Below are 17,809 nucleotides of genomic sequence, written 5' to 3' on the forward strand. Positions count from 1 at the left end.
TATGGTTCTACTACTTGTCTTGAGAATCTTTGTCGAAGTAAGGCGATTCGGCAGAGGTTGCAGTTGTACGCAGTAAAGTTTGCGCAGAGCGTAAATAACGTTTGCGTGACCATAATAGTCCCCAACGACTGCCGCCTACCTGACGCCATAACATTGATGCTCGAATGCCAGCAAGTAGAAGACTTCTGATTTTGTTGGCAATCAGAGGGTTCTGCAAATGACCGTGGGCGCCATTCACCATAATGCGAGGTGTTAATGGGCTGATGTTTTCGGTGTAGGCTCTGGCAAGTGTTGCAATGACATTTTCGTGAAACTCTCCAAAGTGTTCACGGCTGGAACGAGCAGACTCGATAATCTTGAAAATCTTGCCAAGCGCGTCGCTATCTTCAGAAAGCTTCTTCTCTAAAACCATCAGGTTCAAAACATATTTGGTGATTTCAATGTTGCGGATTTGCTCGGCTTGATTTGAACTTATTTGGCTTAATAGCGTATTGACACCTTTTTGAATGTTCATGACATCGCCGCCGAAAACATCAAGGGTGTCGTTCGGGCTCTCACAAAACAAAGAGTTGATACTGGTTTCAAAAGCTATGGCGTCAGTTTTACCCGTGGTTGCCAAATCGAAAACTTGTTGAGCGACTTGGTATATGCCAATCAGGGCAATGGTTTTATCTTGATCCGTGTAACTTTGGTTCATACGTATTCCGCTTGGGTGAAAGAGGTTTCACTGTTGTGATTGTCATATTCTGGAATCATATCTAACTCATGGTAGCGCTGCGTAATAATCGCGCCGCCCAAACAATCTTCACCCTGATAAAAAACGATAGATTGACCTGGGGTGATGGCTGTTTGAGGCTCATCGAAAGCGACTATGATTTTACCTTCGTGTTCTTTTAAAATTGTACAAGGCTGTTCAGGCTGACGGTAGCGAACTTTTGCTTTAAGAGCGGTTCCGGTGGCGGGTATTTTTCCAGCGACCCAGTCACAAGTGGTTGCTACAAGATAACGATGATTGAGCAATGGGTGGTCTGAACCTTGTACGGCAATTAACTGATTTTTTCCAAGATTTTTGTCTGCCGAAAACCAAGGAAGTCCAGAGTCGCCATGACCACCACCAATACCAAGTCCTTTGCGTTGCCCTAAGGTTAAGTACATTAAACCATCGTGCTTGCCAATCACTTTGCCTTCGGTGTCAACGATATCACCGGGTTGAGCAGGTAGGAATTGTTGCAAGAAGTCCTTAAACTTTCTTTCGCCGATAAAGCAAATGCCGGTGCTGTCTTTTTTGTCATGTGTAATCAAACCAGCTTCTTCTGCCATCTCGCGCACACGAGGTTTTTCAAGTTCGCCAATTGGGAATAGAGAGCGGGACAACTGATGCTGTTGTAGTGTATACAAGAAATAGCTCTGGTCTTTATTGTTATCCTGCCCTTTCAAAAGATGAAAATGACCGTCCTCATCTTCGTGAATACGAGCATAATGTCCTGTAGCAATGTAGTCAGCACCCAGGGTCATGGCATGCTCTAGGAATGCTTTGAACTTTACTTCCTTGTTGCATAGGATGTCTGGATTTGGAGTTCTTCCGGCTGCATATTCGGTAAGAAAATGCTCAAAAACTCTGTCCCAATATTCTTTAGAAAAGTTTTCGACGTGCAGGGGGATATCGAGTTTTTCGCAGATAGCAAGCACATCTTTCAGGTCTTCAGCAGCTGGGCAATAATCTTCGGTATCATCGCCTTCCCAGTTTTTCATGAAAAGCCCTTCAACCTGATAACCTTGCTGTTTTAAAAGCAACGCCGCAACCGACGAGTCAACTCCTCCGGATAATCCGACGATGACTTTTATCTCTGATGTATTTTTATGGATGGATGGTAATCTTTCTTTCATAAAGCTATTTTATCATGAAACTTAGGATTGAGCTTTTTGCATGATGGATTCACCTGGCTGTAGATTGTTGAGTTGATAAGGTCCTATTTTTGTACGAATAAGCCTTAAAGTGGGGAAGCCTACAGCAGCAGTCATGCGTCGAACTTGTCGGTTTCTGCCTTCCGTAATGGTTAGTTCCAACCATGAAGTCGGAATGTTTTTGCGCTCTCTGATGGGAGGGGTTCTTTGCCAGATCCACTTGGGTTCGTTGATCTTTTTTGCCACAGCAGGGCGTGTCATACCATCTTTAAGCTCAACGCCTATTTTGAGTTGTTTAACCGCCTGTGGCGTAATATCGCCCTCAACCTGCACTAAATAGGTTTTAGGTTGCTTGTGTTTAGGGTCGGAGATTTGGTGTTGCAAGACACCATCGTTGGTCAGAAGTAGAAGCCCTTCAGAGTCGCGATCAAGTCTACCGGCGGCATAGAATCCTGGGCGTTGAATGTAGTCTGCAAGTGTTTCCCGTTCACCACTATATTGGGGTTCGTCGGTGAATTGGCATAAAACGTTAAACGGCTTATTGAATAGTAATATTTCTGGCATGAATCGACTTAATTTGTGCTAATTGATAGAGGGTTTTGCAGTGTGCGCTAATAACCTCACATTTACAGGGCTTGAAGTTATGCAAAGCACGACTGAGTAAGTTAGAATAGTATCTATTTTAACACTTTCTAATAATGTTGATGCATTTCGGCGTCAAGAGCTTTGAAACAGCTGTGTTGAGCCGTTTGCCAATATTCGAAACTAGGACTGATTTAGATGACTGCAAAGATTATTTATACCTTGACCGATGAAGCACCAGCGCTGGCGACTTTCTCTTTTTTACCGATAGTTGAAGCCTTTACCAAAGCTGCAGGTGTGGCAGTTGAAACAAGGGATATTTCTTTAGCAGGTCGAATTCTGGCGAACTTTCCTGAAAAGTTGACTGCCGAACAGTGCATTGACGACGCCCTGAGTGAATTGGGCGAATTGGCAAAAACGCCAGATGCGAACATCATAAAACTTCCAAACATCAGTGCGTCGATTCCACAGTTGAACGCAGCCATCAAAGAACTACAGGCAAAAGGGTATGATGTCCCGGATTATCCGGCAACCCCTGCTACGCCCGAAGAAGAAAAGATCAAGGCTACTTATGCGAAAGTGTTAGGAAGTGCGGTTAACCCAGTGCTTCGCGAAGGTAACTCCGATAGACGTGCACCGTTGTCGGTGAAGAATTTTGCCAAGAAACATCCTCATTCGATGGGCGCGTGGTCAGCAGACTCCAAAACACAAGTTGCCCATATGACTGAAGGTGATTTCTACGGTACGGAAAAGTCGATGACTGTACCGAAAGCAACGAAATTCAAGATTGAGTTTGTCTCCAATTCTGGTGATGTTAAAGAGTTGAAAGCTTATGCATCTTTGCAAGAAGGCGAGATTATCGATGCTGCAGTGATGAGCCAAAAAGCGCTACAGTCGTTTTTGAAAGAAGCAGTATCCGAGGCGAAGGAGAAGGGCATACTCTTCTCATTGCATTTGAAAGCAACGATGATGAAGGTTTCTGATCCAATTATCTTCGGACAGGCAGTATCGGCTTATTTTGCAGAAGTATTTGATAAGTATGCGGCTGATTTTACGTCTGCTGGTGTCAACCCAAATAATGGTTTGGGCGACCTTTTTGCCAAAATCAAAGCCTTGCCAGAAGCAACGCAAAAAGCGATTGAAGCAGATATTCAGGCGACAATCAGTGAAAAAGCGGATATCGCGATGGTAGATTCCGACAAAGGCATCACCAACCTTCATGTTCCTTCTGACGTGATTGTGGATGCCTCTATGCCGGCAATGATTCGTTCATCAGGGCAAATGTGGAATAAAGAGGGTAAGCAACAAGATACTTTGGCGGTCATTCCTGATCGTAGTTATGCCGGTGTTTACCAGGAAACCATTAATTTCTGCAAGCATCATGGTGCGTTTGATCCGACAACGATGGGGACTGTTCCAAACGTCGGGTTGATGGCGCAAAAAGCTGAAGAGTATGGGTCTCACGACAAAACATTCCAAATGGCAGATACGGGCGTTGTGCGTGCTGTTGACGCAGACGGTAATGTTTTGTTGGAACAAAATGTTGAAACGGGAGATATCTTCCGTATGTGCCAGGTTAAAGATGCGCCGATTCAGGACTGGGTTAAGTTGGCTGTGGCGCGAGCGCGTGCAACCAACACACCAGCGGTGTTCTGGTTGGATACTAAACGTGCGCATGACCATCAGTTGATTGAAAAAGTGAATCACTATCTATTGGATCATGATACGGCGGGGTTGGAAATTCACATCATGTCGCCAGAAGAGGCGACTCGCTTTACTTTGCGTCATGTTAAGGAAGGTAAGGATGTTATTTCTGTTACCGGTAACGTATTGCGTGACTACCTGACTGACCTGTTCCCAATTCTGGAGTTGGGTACGTCTGCAAAAATGCTGTCAATCGTTCCACTGATGAGCGGTGGTGGGTTGTTTGAAACCGGTGCGGGGGGCTCTGCTCCTAAGCATGTGCAGCAATTGCTTTCGGAGAACCATTTGCGTTGGGATTCGCTAGGTGAATTTTTAGCACTAGCGGTTTCATTGGAGCATTTGTCAACGCATTTCGGAAACGGCAAAGCGCAGGTTTTGGCGGAAACGTTGGATAAAGCAACGGGTCTTTTCCTAGAAAACAACAAATCGCCATCCCGTAAAGTCGGTGAGATTGATAACCGTGGAAGTCATTTCTATTTGGCAATGTATTGGGCACAGGAGTTGGCGACTCAAGATGCTGATGCAGACTTGAAAGCTACTTTCCATAAAGTTGCTGATGCTATGACTCAAAATGAAATGCAAATTATGGAAGAGTTAAACGGCGTTCAAGGAAAAGCCGTTGATATTGGCGGTTATTACAAGTTTGATATTGCAAGTGTGAACGGTGTCATGCGTCCTAGCCAAACGTTGAATGGCATTATTGACCATATCTAAGTCCGTTAAGGTTATTGGTTTTACTGGGTTTTATCTCAACGTTGCGCAGTTAACAGCAAATATAGAACCCTGAAAATCGTAAAGGTAAACGATTTATGAATGTTTTGATTGTTGACCCGTCCTCAAGTTATCGCGAAGTCGTGAAACAAATATTACTTGGTGAGGACGTTGAAGCGATAGAGTGCGTCAACGGTACCGAAGCTTTAGCTTACCTTGAAAAAAACAAACCTGATGCCATCAGTATTGCTCATGAGTTGGGTGATATGGAAAGTTTTGCTTTTCTCAAAAAAATCAAAGAAAACAGTAACCTTGATAATATTCCTAGCTTTCTTTTAACGTCGAATACGACGCAGGAATTCAAGCGAAAAGCCTATGATGCTGGCTTTACCGAAGTTTTTATTAAGTCCGATTTTGCCACCCTCAAGCGAGCATTGCGAAGTTTGGTTCTCTATGCGACAACCAATATTTCTGCGCGAGTGCTTTATATTGAAGATGCGCAAAGTACCGCGGACTACACCACTTACATCATGAAAAGTGCGGGTTGGGAAGTAGTACATGTGAAAAGCGGTGAAGAGGCTGCCGAGTTGTTGGATGACAAAAACAATCGTTTTGACTTAGTGGTGACGGATTTGGTGTTGGAGGGACGTATCAGTGGTATCGGTCTCATCAACCTGATTCGCCAAGGGAATGAAGATATTCGTAACATTCCGATTCTCGCTGTGTCCGGTTGGAATGATCTGCTCAGACAGTTTTATGTTCTGAAACATGGTGCAGGGGATTTTATTGCCAAGCCATTTCATGAAACTGACTTTCTGGCTCGCGCCATTAATTTGATTCTGAATAAGAAGAAGTTGGACAAGGTTAAAGCAACGCAAAAAGCGCTGTACGAAAAAGCTAATATTGATGCGGTAACTGGTCTGAATAATAGGCACTTCATGGAAGAGTTCGGTTCCAAAATCGTCAAGGATTCAATTGAAAATAATGAAGGGGTTGCTCTGGCGTTGCTGGATATTGACCACTTCAAGAAGATTAACGATGGAAGCGGACATTCAAGCGGTGATGAGGTCTTGAGGCAGGTAGCCTCATTAATCAAGAGTTTACGTCATCCCGGTGATGTCGTTGCCAGATTTGGTGGTGACGAAATTATTCTGTTGATGTCTGGTTGTGAGCATACTGATGTCGAAGAGCGTATGGAGGAAATCCGTACGGGAATCGAGAAACTCTCTCCACTTGGTATTCAGGTCACAGCAAGTATAGGTGTTGCCTGTCATGACAAGCGAGTTGTTTCAAGACTGGTATCTTTGCTGGATAATGTCGAGCAGGTAAGCCACCAAGATGTGAAAGTGGATTTTGATGTTTTGTTTAGTGCGGCGGATCATGCGCTGTACAGCGCGAAACGTGATGGACGCAATAAAGTCTGTATTAGTGATTTATTTGAACACGTTGATGTTTAGAACGAGCTGAAGTGATTAAAGCTCTCTGTTTATTAAGATAATGAAAAACAGAGAGTTTAGAGAGAACGCTTAAATAAAAGGCTTTGAATTAAGCTTTCTTCAAGTAAGCGGCAACCAAAACGATTTGTGTACCGTTGACCTTACCTTCAATGTGTAGAGGGTTGTTGGTCAGGTGAATGTTTTTGACCAAAGTACCGCGTTTCGCAGTAAATCCAGCGCCTTTTACATCCAAATCCTTGATAAGCGTCACATCGTCACCTTCATTTAGAATGGTGCCATTGCTGTCCTTGGTTGGTGTAACGTCATCATCGTCTTGCGGTAAGCCTGCTTCAGCCCATTTGCGTACATCGTCTTCCATGTACATCATGTCCAACAATTCTTGTGGCCAACCTTCTGCTCTTAATTGATACAAAAGTCTGTAAGCCATTACTTGTACAGCTGGCACTGAACTCCACATGCTGTCGTTCAAACAACGCCAATGATTGGAATCCATTTTTTCAGGATTTTCAATTTGTTCAGCGCAGGTTGCACAGACGAGAATAGATTGTTCTGCAGAACCGTCACTAGGCGCTACTTCAAAAGCTTGAAGTCCTTCCTCCGAACCACATAGTTCGCATTTGTGTCCGCTTCTTTCCTGCAAAGTTTGTTCTACGCTCATTTTTTATTTCCCTTTTAAATCGAAAGGGTATTATCCTTTATTGAAACCTTTTTTTGGAAAAAATCTGCCAGGTTGGGATGTTTGGTTTTTGATTTTTTATTCGCTTTGTTTTTAAAAGCAAACACGTTAGAATAAAACCAAACTTAAGAAGTCATTTTTTTATTTGTTGTAGGCGTTTCACACTCTTTTAGAATGGTAAATTCACCCTTTGATGTCACTAAAGATTATTTCGCTATACTGGGCGTTCATCATCTTGCTTGTGATAAAACCATTAAACAAGCCTACCGGAAAATGGCGAGGCGCTACCACCCCGACGTTTCAAAAATCCATAATGCAACGCAGAAATTTCAGGAAGTTTCTGAAGCATTTGAGATTCTGACAAAGCATAAGGATGCCTATTGGAAGGCATATTGCCGACACAGTAATCGATCTTCCAATACATCTTCCGGTTATAGGAAAAATACGCGTCATGATACGGGCAATAACAATGCCGGTGCTCAAGGAGATTTTTGGGGGTATTCTCAACAAGCCCGAAAACCCATTCGCGGTAAGGATAAGGTGATTACTTACCCTTTAACTCTGCGTTACGCGATACGATTACTGAAAATCGGTTATTTCTATATTCCCGGGTTGAAGATTCGTATGAAGTTTTCCCGTTTAGCTTTCCAAGGGAAAACGTTCCGCATCAGAAATAAAGGTTATCCTGGATTGTTTGGTGGGGAAAACGGTGATTATTTGGTGAAGTTCAGCTTGAAGATGACCGGCTTGAAGTGGGAATTGAAAGGTTCTGATTTATATGGCGTTATTGAAGTTCCTGAACCATTGCTGGCATCGGGAAGTAAAATAGAGCTGGAATCTCCCGTTGGACCTCTCAAGTTGGTTGTTCCAAAAAACTATTCCTCCAAAGATTATATTAAAGTCGAGAATATGGGCTTGCCGGGCGATGAGATTCATTCGCCTGGGCACCTTTTCGCCAAATTGATAGCGGCGTGATTTTTGCTATAAGCAAAATAAGCCGCCACTCTGTTCAAAAGTCGCTTGATTACAGATTATTTGCCCATATATGATAAGAAGAAACAAAGATGTTAGATTGATGAGTTTGTCTAAGCATCAAATGATAGGATTTTAGATGGCAACTAGGCCTTTTGAAGATGATGGCGCAATTTTAGAGGCAGTCAAATTGCCTTTAAAGCCGCCAAGAAGGTATCAAATCGTACTATTGAATGACGATTTCACACCGATGGATTTTGTGGTTGAAGTGCTCATGCGCTTTTTCGGAATGGACGAGGCCAAGGCAGTAGCCGTGATGATGGCAGTTCATACCCAAGGAAAGGGTGTTTGTGGTGTATATAGTAAAGAAGTCGCTGAAATGAAAGTGATGCAGGTAAACCGATATGCTCGGGAAAACCAACATCCTTTGCAGTGCCAAATGGAGATTGTTTAATGTTAAGTAAAGAATTGCAATTGACCCTGAGCAATGCCTTCAGTTTGGCTAGCGAGTATGAGCACGAATACGTCACTTTAGAGCATTTGTTGCTGGAGTTGTTAGGCTTGCCTTCTGTCAGAGAAGTGGTTGAAGCCTGTGGAGCATCGGTACAGAAAATCGAATCAGAACTGGAATCCTATCTTGAAACCGAGACCGCTTCGGTTAAGCCGGAAGAGTTGTTGCCTACCATGGCATTTCAGCGCGTCATTGAGCGCGCCATCTATTTAGTGCAGTCAAATGGCTATAACGAAGTGACAGGTTTGCATGCACTAGCATCCATTTTCTCAGAGCAGGACTCACAAGCGGTTTATGTGCTTGAGTCTTGTGGTGTGCACCGTGTTGACGTATTGAGTTACATTTCACACGGCGTTATAGCGCAACAACAAGAAGATTTCTTGAATACCAGTACGTCTCAAGAAGCTAAGGAAGACGCTGCGGGTGAGCAGGAGAGTGACCCTATCACCAGCTTCAGCCAAAACCTGAACGAGTCGGTAAAAAAAGGTCAAATTGATCCCATTATCGGGCGTGACTGGGAATTAAATCGCACACTGGAAGTACTTTCTCGCCGTCGCAAAAATAACCCATTACTAGTGGGTGAACCTGGTGTCGGTAAAACGGCAGTAGCAGAAGGGCTAGCCTATAAAATAGTACACAAGGATATTCCAGAGCAACTTCAAGATGCCGTGGTTTACAGTTTGGACATGGGTGCTTTGCTTGCAGGTACACGTTATCGTGGTGACTTTGAGAAACGTTTCAAAGCACTGTTGAAAGCATTAGAAGAACAGCCTCATTCCATTTTGTTTATTGATGAGATTCATACCATTATCGGTGCCGGTTCGGTTCAGGGTGGTGCAATGGATGCCTCTAATCTAATGAAGCCTGCGCTGGCATCCGGGAAGTTACGCTGTATCGGTGCGACCACCTATGAAGAATATCGTGGTATTTTCGAAAAAGACCGTGCTTTGGCAAGACGTTTCCAAAAAGTGGATGTGCGTGAGCCAACCCCTCAGGAAGCATTTGATATTTTGAAAGGATTGAAGTCTCAATTCGAAGCGCATCATGACGTGAAGTACACTTTGCCGGCATTGCGCACAGCGGTTGATTTGTCTGCACGTTACATTACTGACAGACATTTGCCAGACAAAGCGATCGATGTCATTGATGAAGCGGGTGCGAAGCAAGCGTTGATGCCGAAGAGCAAACGTCGTAAGCAAATTTCTGTGAATGAGATTCAACAGATTGTTGCGAATATCGCGCGTATTCCAGTGTCGCAAATCACTCAGAAAGAACGTGATAAATTGCAGACGTTGGAAGAAAGCCTAAGACGAGTGGTATTTGGTCAGGATGATGCGGTTTCACAAGTGGTTTCTGCCATCAAGCTGGCACGCTCCGGTTTGAATGATCCGAATAGACCGACGGCGTCTTTCCTTTTCTCAGGCCCGACAGGGGTAGGGAAAACTGAGCTGACTAAACAGCTAGCGCATCATTTGGGTATTGAAATGATCCGTTTTGATATGTCCGAGTACATGGAAGCCCATTCCGTTTCTAGACTGATTGGCGCGCCTCCAGGTTATGTCGGGTTTGATCAAGGCGGGTTGTTGACCGAAGCCGTGAATAAACAACCGCACTCTGTTGTTTTGTTGGATGAAATTGAAAAGGCGCACCCGGATGTATTCAACCTGTTGTTACAGGTGATGGATAACGGTACGTTAACCGACAACAATGGGCGTAAAGCTGATTTTAGAAATGTGGTGTTGATTATGACATCCAATGTTGGTGCAAGCTATGCGTCACGTTCTTCCATGGGCTTTGTCGAGCAAGACCATTCGTTTGATGTCGATGGTGAGTTGAAGAAAGTGTTTACCCCGGAGTTTCGTAATCGATTGGATGCGGTGATTCAGTTCAAACGTTTGTCTTCGGATGTTATGCACTCTGTGGTCAACAAGTTTATTTATGCGCTTGAAGCGAGTTTGGCAGATAAGAAAGTTGAGATTTCTCTGACTAAATCGGCACATGACTGGCTGGCAGAAAAAGGCTATGATCCGCTGATGGGAGCTAGACCAATGGCGAGATTGATTCAGGATACCATCAAGAAACCTTTGGCTGACAAGTTACTGTTCTCTTCATTGAAAGACGGCGGTAAGGTTGTGGTGGACTTGGAAAAAGATCAGTTGGTGCTGCAAGTGGAAGAGGTCGCGGAAGTCTAACTTCGATTAAAAATCTACCAGGTTGGGGTATTGCCCCAGCCGATTATTTTTGCTTCAAACAAATTTCAGTTACAAAAAAAGCCCCGGTTGTTGTTTACAATCCGGGGCTTTTTCTTTTCACTTTATTCTCTTTTCTGGAGTATTTAATCTCGGCGCTTATTTACCGCGATAAGTAATACGACCTTTTGTGAGGTCGTAAGGTGTCAATTCTACTTTTACCTTATCACCAGCTAGGATGCGGATATAGTTCTTACGCATGCGACCAGAAATGTGTGCAAGGATTTCGTGTCCGTTTTCTAAACGAACTTTAAACATAGTATTGGGAAGTGTTTCTAACACTTCGCCATCAAATTCAATAACGTCTTGTTTTGACATAGATTTAGTTAGCTAAATTAGCCCCAGTGAAAAGAGAAGCGGGGATTATAGCAATAATGGTCGCGATGTTCAATTAACTAGTCATAATCTTTGTCATTGGCCTCTATAGGCTTGTTCAAGCGACTTCGGATTGCCAATCTACATTGAAAACCCATTTTTTGGGCGGAAAAGGTTGCTGGACATCAGCAATCAATCGCTGTTCGAATTCTTCCCTGGATATTTCAGTAGCCCCGAGAGACAGCATGTGGTTGGAAGTCACTTGGGCATCAATCATATTGAAGTCCCAAGCTTTAAGCTGGGTACATAAGGCAACGAGCGCGACTTTAGAAGCATCAGTGCGCTTGGAAAACATGGATTCACCAAAGAATACTTTGCCGATAGAGACGCCGTAAAGTCCTCCAACCAATTCCGATTCTTGCCACACCTCAACAGAGTGGGCATGACCTTTTTCGTGTAGGGTACAGTAGGCCTCAATCATATCTTCGGTAATCCATGTACCATCTTGACCTTCTCGTGGTGCGAGGGAACAGGCTTCCATTACCGCTCTAAAATTTTGATCCAGTGTGACTTGAAACTGCCCTTTTCGAATGGTTTTCTTAAGGCTTCTGCTGATTTTTAGATTGTCTATCATCAATACGGCACGAGGGTTAGGTGTCCACCACAAAATCGGGTCGTCTTCGCTAAACCAAGGGAATAAGCCTTTGCTATAGGCAAGAAGCAACCATTCAGGAGATAAGTCTCCTCCGACTGCAAGCAACCCGTTCGGATCGGTCATGGCGATGTTTGTAGGTGGAAACATCACAGGAAACGGGTCCAGCCAAAAAGGTTGGGTGATAGGTTTGCTTCTAGGCTTGGTTTGTGAAGGATTTTGAGGCTCTGTCATACAATGTTGCAGGAAATATTCGCTGTCGCCGTTTTTAAATTCGCTTAAAATATAAAATCATAACCGATATAAAAAATCATTGTTAAGCCTCTCATGTTACGATTTGTTCGTTTTTAATTTTTGTTACTGAAGTATTGATGTCTCAATTTGTCCACCTACACGTTCACTCCGAATACTCTGTTGTTGATGCAACCTTAAGGGTCAAAAGAGCTGTTGCGCTCGCGAAGCAACACCAACAGCCTGCTATGGCATTGACCGATCAGCGCAATATGTTTGCCTTGGTCAAGTTCTATACGGCCGCGATGGGTGAAGGTATCAAGCCTATTATCGGTGCAGATATTGAGGTGGAAGCTGAAGATGGCAATGTTTTTAAGGTAGTTTGCCTTTGTCAGAATGAGCAGGGATATCTCAATTTATCGCATCTGATTTCGATGGGATACCTCAAGAATCAGAAGCTGATAGACAATGATATGAAAGCGCTGGTGAAGCAAGAGTGGCTTCAGGACCGAAACGAAGGCCTTATCATTTTGTCAGGTGGTGTGCATGGCGATGTTGGCCAAGCCTTGTTGGCGGAAAAACCCAACTTGGCTGCAACCCGAACCACTTGGTGGCAAAAGTATTTTCCGGATAGATTTTATCTTGAGTTGACGAGAACGGGGCGACCTCAAGAGGAGCAATATGTTGCATTAGCGGTGGAAGTTGCCCATCGCTATGACTTACCTGTTGTTGCAACCAATGATGTGTGTTTTGAGTCACCGGATGATTTTGATGCGCATGAAGTTAGGGTTTGTATCCATGACGGCAATGTTTTGGATGATCCTAACCGACCTAAACGTTATTCCGAACAGCAATATTTTCGTAGTACCGAAGAAATGGTTGCTCTGTTTCAAGATGTTCCCGAAGCCATCGAAAACACGGTTGAAATTGCCAAGCGCTGCAATGTCGACTTGACCCTGGGCACCTATTTCCTACCAGACTTTCCTGTGCCAGAAGGTATGACTATGGATGAGTACTTCATCCAGTCTTCACAACAAGGCTTGGAAGAACGTCTGCAATTTTTGTTCGGTTATCTTTCTGCAGACGAATTCAAAGAAAAACGTAAAGAGTACGATGAGCGTCTTAAATTTGAGTTAGACATTATTTTACAAATGGGGTTCCCGGGCTATTTCTTTATCGTTGCCGACTTTATTCAATGGGGTAAAAATCACCAAGTACCTGTAGGGCCAGGGCGGGGTTCCGGTGCAGGTTCTTTGGTAGCCTATGCCCTGAAAATCACTGATCTTGACCCGCTTGAATACGACCTGCTTTTCGAACGTTTTCTTAACCCTGAACGTGTTTCGATGCCTGACTTCGACGTCGACTTCTGTATGGATCGTCGTGATGAGGTCATCGACTATGTATCCCGACAGTATGGGCAAGACCATGTCTCGCAAATTGTTACTTTCGGTACCATGGCAGCAAAAGCCGTTGTGCGGGATGTTGGGCGTGTACTAGGATTAGGTTATGGGATGGTGGACGGTATCGCTAAGTTGATACCGAACGACCTGGGTATCAAACTAGCGGCAGCACTTGAGCAGGAAGAGATGCTTCAAGCTCGTTATGATGAAGAAGAAGACGTTCAGCAGTTGCTTGATCTAGCACTGAAACTTGAAGGGACAGTTCGTAACACCGGTAAACATGCTGGTGGGGTGGTTATCGGACCAAAACCATTGGACGAGTTTTGTCCCGTTTTGTGTGAACCTGATGGTTCGAGTGTTGTTACTCAGCTCGATAAGAACGACGTTGAAACAGCTGGGCTTGTTAAATTCGACTTCTTGGGTTTGAGAACCCTCACCATCATCGATTGGGCATTGCAATCCATCAATGAAGGCAAGCAGAAAGGCGATGAAGGCTTTGTTGAAATAGAGCGAATTCCGCTTGATGATATGGCAACTTTTGACCTTATCAAAACCGGGCGAACCACTGGGGTCTTCCAGTTGGAGTCTTCCGGGATGCAGAACCTTATCGTCCGCCTGAGACCAGACTGTTTCGAAGATATTATCGCTTTGGTGGCATTGTTTCGCCCTGGTCCGTTGGAGTCGGGGATGGTTGATAACTTCATCGCGCGTAAGCATGGTAGAGAGCAGGTTTCTTACCCGGATGCGCAGTATCAACACATGTCTCTTCAGCCAATTCTTGAACCGACTTATGGGGTTATCCTTTATCAGGAGCAAGTCATGCAGATTGCTCAGGTATTGGCTGGCTACACGCTCGGTGGCGCCGATATGCTTCGTCGTGCCATGGGTAAAAAGAAACCTGAAGAAATGGCAAAACAGCGTTCCGTCTTTGAAGAAGGTGCGATCAAGAATGGTGTCGACGGCAATCTTGCAATGAAGATCTTTGACTTGGTGGAGAAATTCGCCGGGTACGGGTTCAACAAATCTCACTCCGCTGCTTATGCCTTGGTTTCTTATCAGTCCGCATGGCTGAAAACACATTATCCTGCCGAGTTCATGGCAGCACAGATTTCTTCCGATATGGATAACACTGACAAAGTGGTTCATATGGTGAATGAGTGTTACCAAATGGGTTTAGAAATTGATGCGCCGGATGTCAATTTGGGGCAGATTCATTTCAAAGCGGTTAAGGGTGAGAAAAGACTGCGCTATGGTTTGGGAGCCATCAAAGGTGTTGGTGAGTCCGCACTTGAAGGAATGATTCAAGAAAGAGAGCAAAACGGCCCTTTCAAAGATTTATTCGACTTCTGTATGCGAGTGAATAAAAAGGTCAACAAGCGTGTTATTGAGGCCTTGGTGTTTTCAGGCGCATTTGACAGCTTGCACGGCAATAGAAATGCGATGTTGGAATCTATTGGCATTGCATTGCAAAAAGCTGAACAAAAGCAAAAAGACGAAGAGGCAGGACAAACGGATCTCTTTGGGGATAGTGCGGCTTTTGAAAGTGAAAATGCTTCTGAGTTGGTCAAAGTAAATGAACTGCCTGAGAAACAGCGTTTAAAAGCAGAAAAAGATGTTTTGGGACTTTACCTCTCCGGGCATCCCATTGCTGCCTATCGTGAAGAGCTTTCCAAACTGGTGGATGCCAACCTGGCAGATTTAAAGCCTGAAAAATGGGCGAAAAAATGGGTGGCAGGTTTGATTGTCGAATCACGTGCCAAGGTGACGAAAAGCGGTAGCAAGATGGGTTTCGTGTCTTTGGATGACCAAACTGCTCGATTGGAAGTGGTGTTGAGACCTGCCGTTTTTGAGTCCAGCAGAGAGATTCTCGAACCTGACAATATTGTCATGGTGTATGGAGAGATTTCTGAGGATACCTTTAATGGTGGCATCAAGTTGGATGCCGAGCAAGTCGTTACACTGGCAGAATCTCGAATTGAAAAAGCCAGAGCGATTAAAGTACTTGCCCATAAGCCGCTGAATGTTGCCGAAATTCATGAATTACAAAGTATTATGTTGCCGTCTCGGTCGGAACAAGGCTTGCCGTTGGTGGTGGATTACCAGAACGGAAATGCCAAGGCTCAGCTGATCAGTCAAGAGGGTTTTATCTATTACCCGGATGATGCTCTATTGGAGGCACTAAAATCTAACGGTTGGCAGGCGGAAATCGTACTTTAAGCGAAAAAAATCGCTACAATAAGCGCTTTTTATGCACACCCAAGCGCTAAGACCGTTGATTTTTTAATGTCTGACGCGATATTCGGGGCGTAACAGCACCATATTTAGGTGATAAAGAATTTTAATTTCTAAAGTCATGCTAACCGTGTAGTATGGCTCAAAGCTAAATAACAGGATTGCCTAGTCAGGTAAATGCGACTTAGGTAGAGAGAAGGGAGAGGAAATGTCCAACAATATTGAATCCATTTTGCATGAAACACGTGTGTTCTATCCAACTGAAGCATTTAAGGCTCAAGCTAATGTGAACGATAAAATTTATGCAGACTTGATGAAAAAAGCAGAGGACGATCACGAAGGTTTCTGGGCAGATTTAGCCAGAGAAAAATTAACTTGGTCAAAGCCTTTTACTGTTACGTTGGATGATTCAAAAGCACCTTTCTATAAATGGTTCTCCGACGGTGAGCTAAATGCTTCTTATAACTGTATTGATCGACATTTGGCAGAAAAGCAAGACAAGTTGGCGATTATCTTTGAAACAGATGACGGACGTGTCGAACAGTTTACCTATAAAGATTTACATGATGAAGTGAGCCGTTTGGCAAACGCTTTGACCGCGCAAGGCATCCAAAAAGGTGACCGCGTTGTTATTTATATGCCAATGATTCCTCAAGCGGTATTTGCGATGCAAGCCTGTGCTCGTATTGGCGCGATTCACTCAGTGGTATTTGGAGGTTTCTCGGCAGAAGCTTTAAAAGATCGTATTGAAGATGCTTCTGCTCGCATGGTTATTACTGCGAACGTGAGTGTTCGTGGTGGTAAGTCGATTCCTCTTAAAGCATCTGTTGATGAAGCTTTGGAGAAAGGCGGGGATTCTATTCGCAAAGTCATTGTCTATAACCGCACCAAAGATGTTGTTCCGATGAAAGAAGGGCGTGATATCTCTTGGCATGACGCGATTGCTGGTATGAGCAACTATCATGATGCAGTGATGGTGAATGCTGAAGATCCTTTGTTCCTTCTTTATACATCTGGTTCGACAGGAATGCCAAAAGGGATTCAACACAGCACAGGTGGCTACTTGTTGAATGCTCACATCACTAATGAGTGGGTGTTTGACCTTAAAGATAATGACGTTTTCTGGTGTACGGCTGATGTTGGCTGGATTACAGGTCACACTTACGTTGCTTACGGACCACTATCGGTTGGTGCGACGATTGTTATGTTTGAAGGGGTGCCTACGTATCCTGACGCGGGACGCTTTTGGCAAGTTTGCCAAGATCACGCGGTAACCGTTTTCTATACGGCCCCTACCGCTATTCGCGCATTGATGAAATTCGGTGACGACTTACCTAAACAATACGACTTATCTAAACTACGCTTGTTGGGGACGGTAGGGGAACCTATCAACCCTGAAGCTTGGATGTGGTATCACACGATTATCGGTCGTGAGAAATGTCCGATTGTGGATACTTGGTGGCAAACTGAAACAGGCGCGAACATGATTGCACCGCTTCCAGGGGTAACACCATTAAAACCAGGTTCATGTACCAAGCCGCTTCCGGGGATCGATGCTAAGATTGTTGATGAAGAGGGTAATCCTTTGACTCACGGTGAAGGGGGGTATTTGGTTATTGATAAGCCTTGGCCTTCGATGTTGAGAACCATCTGGAATGATGATGAGCGTTTTGTCGACACCTATTTCGCAATGTTTAAAAACAAATATTATGTTGTTGGTGACAGTGCTCATTTGGACAATGACGGTAACTACTGGATCATGGGGCGTATCGACGATGTTTTGAACGTTTCCGGACACAGACTGGGAACCATGGAAATTGAGTCGGCATTGGTTTCTCACGAAAACGTTGCTGAAGCAGCAGTTGTTGGTAAGCCTCACGATGTGAAAGGGGAGTCGGTATTCGCATTTGTCGTCTTGAATATTGATATTCCAGATGGTGAAGCCCGTAGTGAACTAATCCAAACACTCAGAAATCATGTATCAAAAGAAATTGGACCGATTGCGAAACCGGATGATATTCGTTTCGGGTCCAACCTTCCAAAAACACGCTCTGGAAAAATCATGCGTCGTTTATTAAGAAGCATCGCGAAAGGTGAAGAAATCACTTCCGATACTTCAACGCTTGAAGACCCAACGATTCTGGATCAATTCATGCAGCACAAATAATTGATTTCAATAAAAGAAATCTGCTGGGATAGCGGAATACCCAAC

Annotated in this window: 13 protein-coding genes; 7 read left to right on the plus strand and 6 right to left on the minus strand. The window is 44.2% G+C overall.

Annotation, left to right across the window (positions count from 1 at the left end):
• Window positions 1-10 precede the first annotated feature (10 nt).
• From hflD to HVMH_RS05645, 3 genes are read right to left on the minus strand one after another with little or no spacing between them, the layout of a single operon-like run.
• Entirely contained in the window at window positions 11-697 is a 687-nt protein-coding gene (hflD, locus tag HVMH_RS05635; protein ID WP_029908780.1) for a high frequency lysogenization protein HflD, read from the minus strand.
• On the minus strand, window positions 694-1,887 hold the full coding sequence (gene mnmA, locus HVMH_RS05640) for a tRNA 2-thiouridine(34) synthase MnmA (RefSeq protein WP_051622957.1): 1,194 nt from the start codon (window positions 1,885-1,887) through the stop codon (window positions 694-696). The genes hflD and mnmA overlap by 4 nt, the downstream gene beginning before the upstream one ends.
• Window positions 1,888-1,908: 21 nt before the next feature.
• Window positions 1,909-2,469, minus strand: a complete 561-nt coding sequence (locus HVMH_RS05645) for an rRNA large subunit pseudouridine synthase E (protein WP_029908784.1) — start codon at window positions 2,467-2,469, stop codon at window positions 1,909-1,911.
• A 216-nt stretch (window positions 2,470-2,685) separates the two neighbouring features.
• Between HVMH_RS05645 and HVMH_RS05650 the strand changes: the two genes are divergently transcribed.
• Window positions 2,686-4,905 carry an NADP-dependent isocitrate dehydrogenase gene (locus tag HVMH_RS05650; RefSeq protein ID WP_029908787.1) on the plus strand — a complete coding sequence of 740 codons (2,220 nt, stop codon included), beginning with the start codon at window positions 2,686-2,688 and terminating at the stop codon, window positions 4,903-4,905.
• Window positions 4,906-5,000: 95 nt separating this feature from the next.
• A complete protein-coding gene (locus HVMH_RS05655; protein ID WP_029908789.1) occupies window positions 5,001-6,359 on the plus strand; it encodes a GGDEF domain-containing response regulator in 1,359 nt (452 codons plus the stop codon).
• A gap of 88 nt (window positions 6,360-6,447) precedes the next feature.
• Here HVMH_RS05655 and HVMH_RS05660 read toward each other — a convergent pair whose 3' ends face one another.
• Entirely contained in the window at window positions 6,448-7,017 is a 570-nt protein-coding gene (locus HVMH_RS05660) for a PhnA domain-containing protein (protein WP_029908791.1), read from the minus strand.
• Between the two features lie 192 nt (window positions 7,018-7,209).
• Here HVMH_RS05660 and HVMH_RS05665 point away from each other — a divergent pair, with 192 nt between their 5' ends.
• The 3 genes from HVMH_RS05665 to clpA all read left to right on the plus strand — a co-directional run bounded on the left by HVMH_RS05665 (window position 7,210) and on the right by clpA (window position 10,710).
• Window positions 7,210-8,010 carry a DnaJ domain-containing protein gene (locus HVMH_RS05665; protein ID WP_029908793.1) on the plus strand — a complete coding sequence of 267 codons (801 nt, stop codon included), beginning with the start codon at window positions 7,210-7,212 and terminating at the stop codon, window positions 8,008-8,010.
• A 136-nt stretch (window positions 8,011-8,146) separates the two neighbouring features.
• Window positions 8,147-8,461, plus strand: a complete 315-nt coding sequence (gene clpS / locus HVMH_RS05670; protein WP_029908795.1) for an ATP-dependent Clp protease adapter ClpS — start codon at window positions 8,147-8,149, stop codon at window positions 8,459-8,461.
• Window positions 8,461-10,710 carry an ATP-dependent Clp protease ATP-binding subunit ClpA gene (gene clpA, locus HVMH_RS05675; RefSeq protein WP_029908797.1) on the plus strand — a complete coding sequence of 750 codons (2,250 nt, stop codon included), beginning with the start codon at window positions 8,461-8,463 and terminating at the stop codon, window positions 10,708-10,710. The genes clpS and clpA overlap by 1 nt, the downstream gene beginning before the upstream one ends.
• A gap of 156 nt (window positions 10,711-10,866) precedes the next feature.
• Here clpA and infA read toward each other — a convergent pair whose 3' ends face one another.
• Window positions 10,867-11,085: a translation initiation factor IF-1 gene (gene infA / locus HVMH_RS05680; RefSeq protein WP_024851017.1), complete on the minus strand. Its 219-nt coding sequence runs from the start codon at window positions 11,083-11,085 to the stop codon at window positions 10,867-10,869.
• Between the two features lie 115 nt (window positions 11,086-11,200).
• Complete coding sequence (gene aat, locus HVMH_RS05685) at window positions 11,201-11,968, minus strand: leucyl/phenylalanyl-tRNA--protein transferase (protein WP_081822680.1); 768 nt, start codon at window positions 11,966-11,968, stop codon at window positions 11,201-11,203.
• 137 nt (window positions 11,969-12,105) lie between these two features.
• On the opposite strand from aat, the gene dnaE reads away from it, so the two are divergent.
• Complete coding sequence (gene dnaE / locus HVMH_RS05690; protein WP_029908803.1) at window positions 12,106-15,582, plus strand: DNA polymerase III subunit alpha; 3,477 nt, start codon at window positions 12,106-12,108, stop codon at window positions 15,580-15,582.
• Between the two features lie 223 nt (window positions 15,583-15,805).
• Window positions 15,806-17,764, plus strand: a complete 1,959-nt coding sequence (acs, locus tag HVMH_RS05695) for an acetate--CoA ligase (RefSeq protein ID WP_029908805.1) — start codon at window positions 15,806-15,808, stop codon at window positions 17,762-17,764.
• The last annotated feature ends 45 nt before the right edge of the window (window positions 17,765-17,809 follow it).

The organism is Hydrogenovibrio marinus, assembly GCF_013340845.1.
GTDB classification, from domain to species: Bacteria; Pseudomonadota; Gammaproteobacteria; order Thiomicrospirales; family Thiomicrospiraceae; genus Hydrogenovibrio; species Hydrogenovibrio marinus.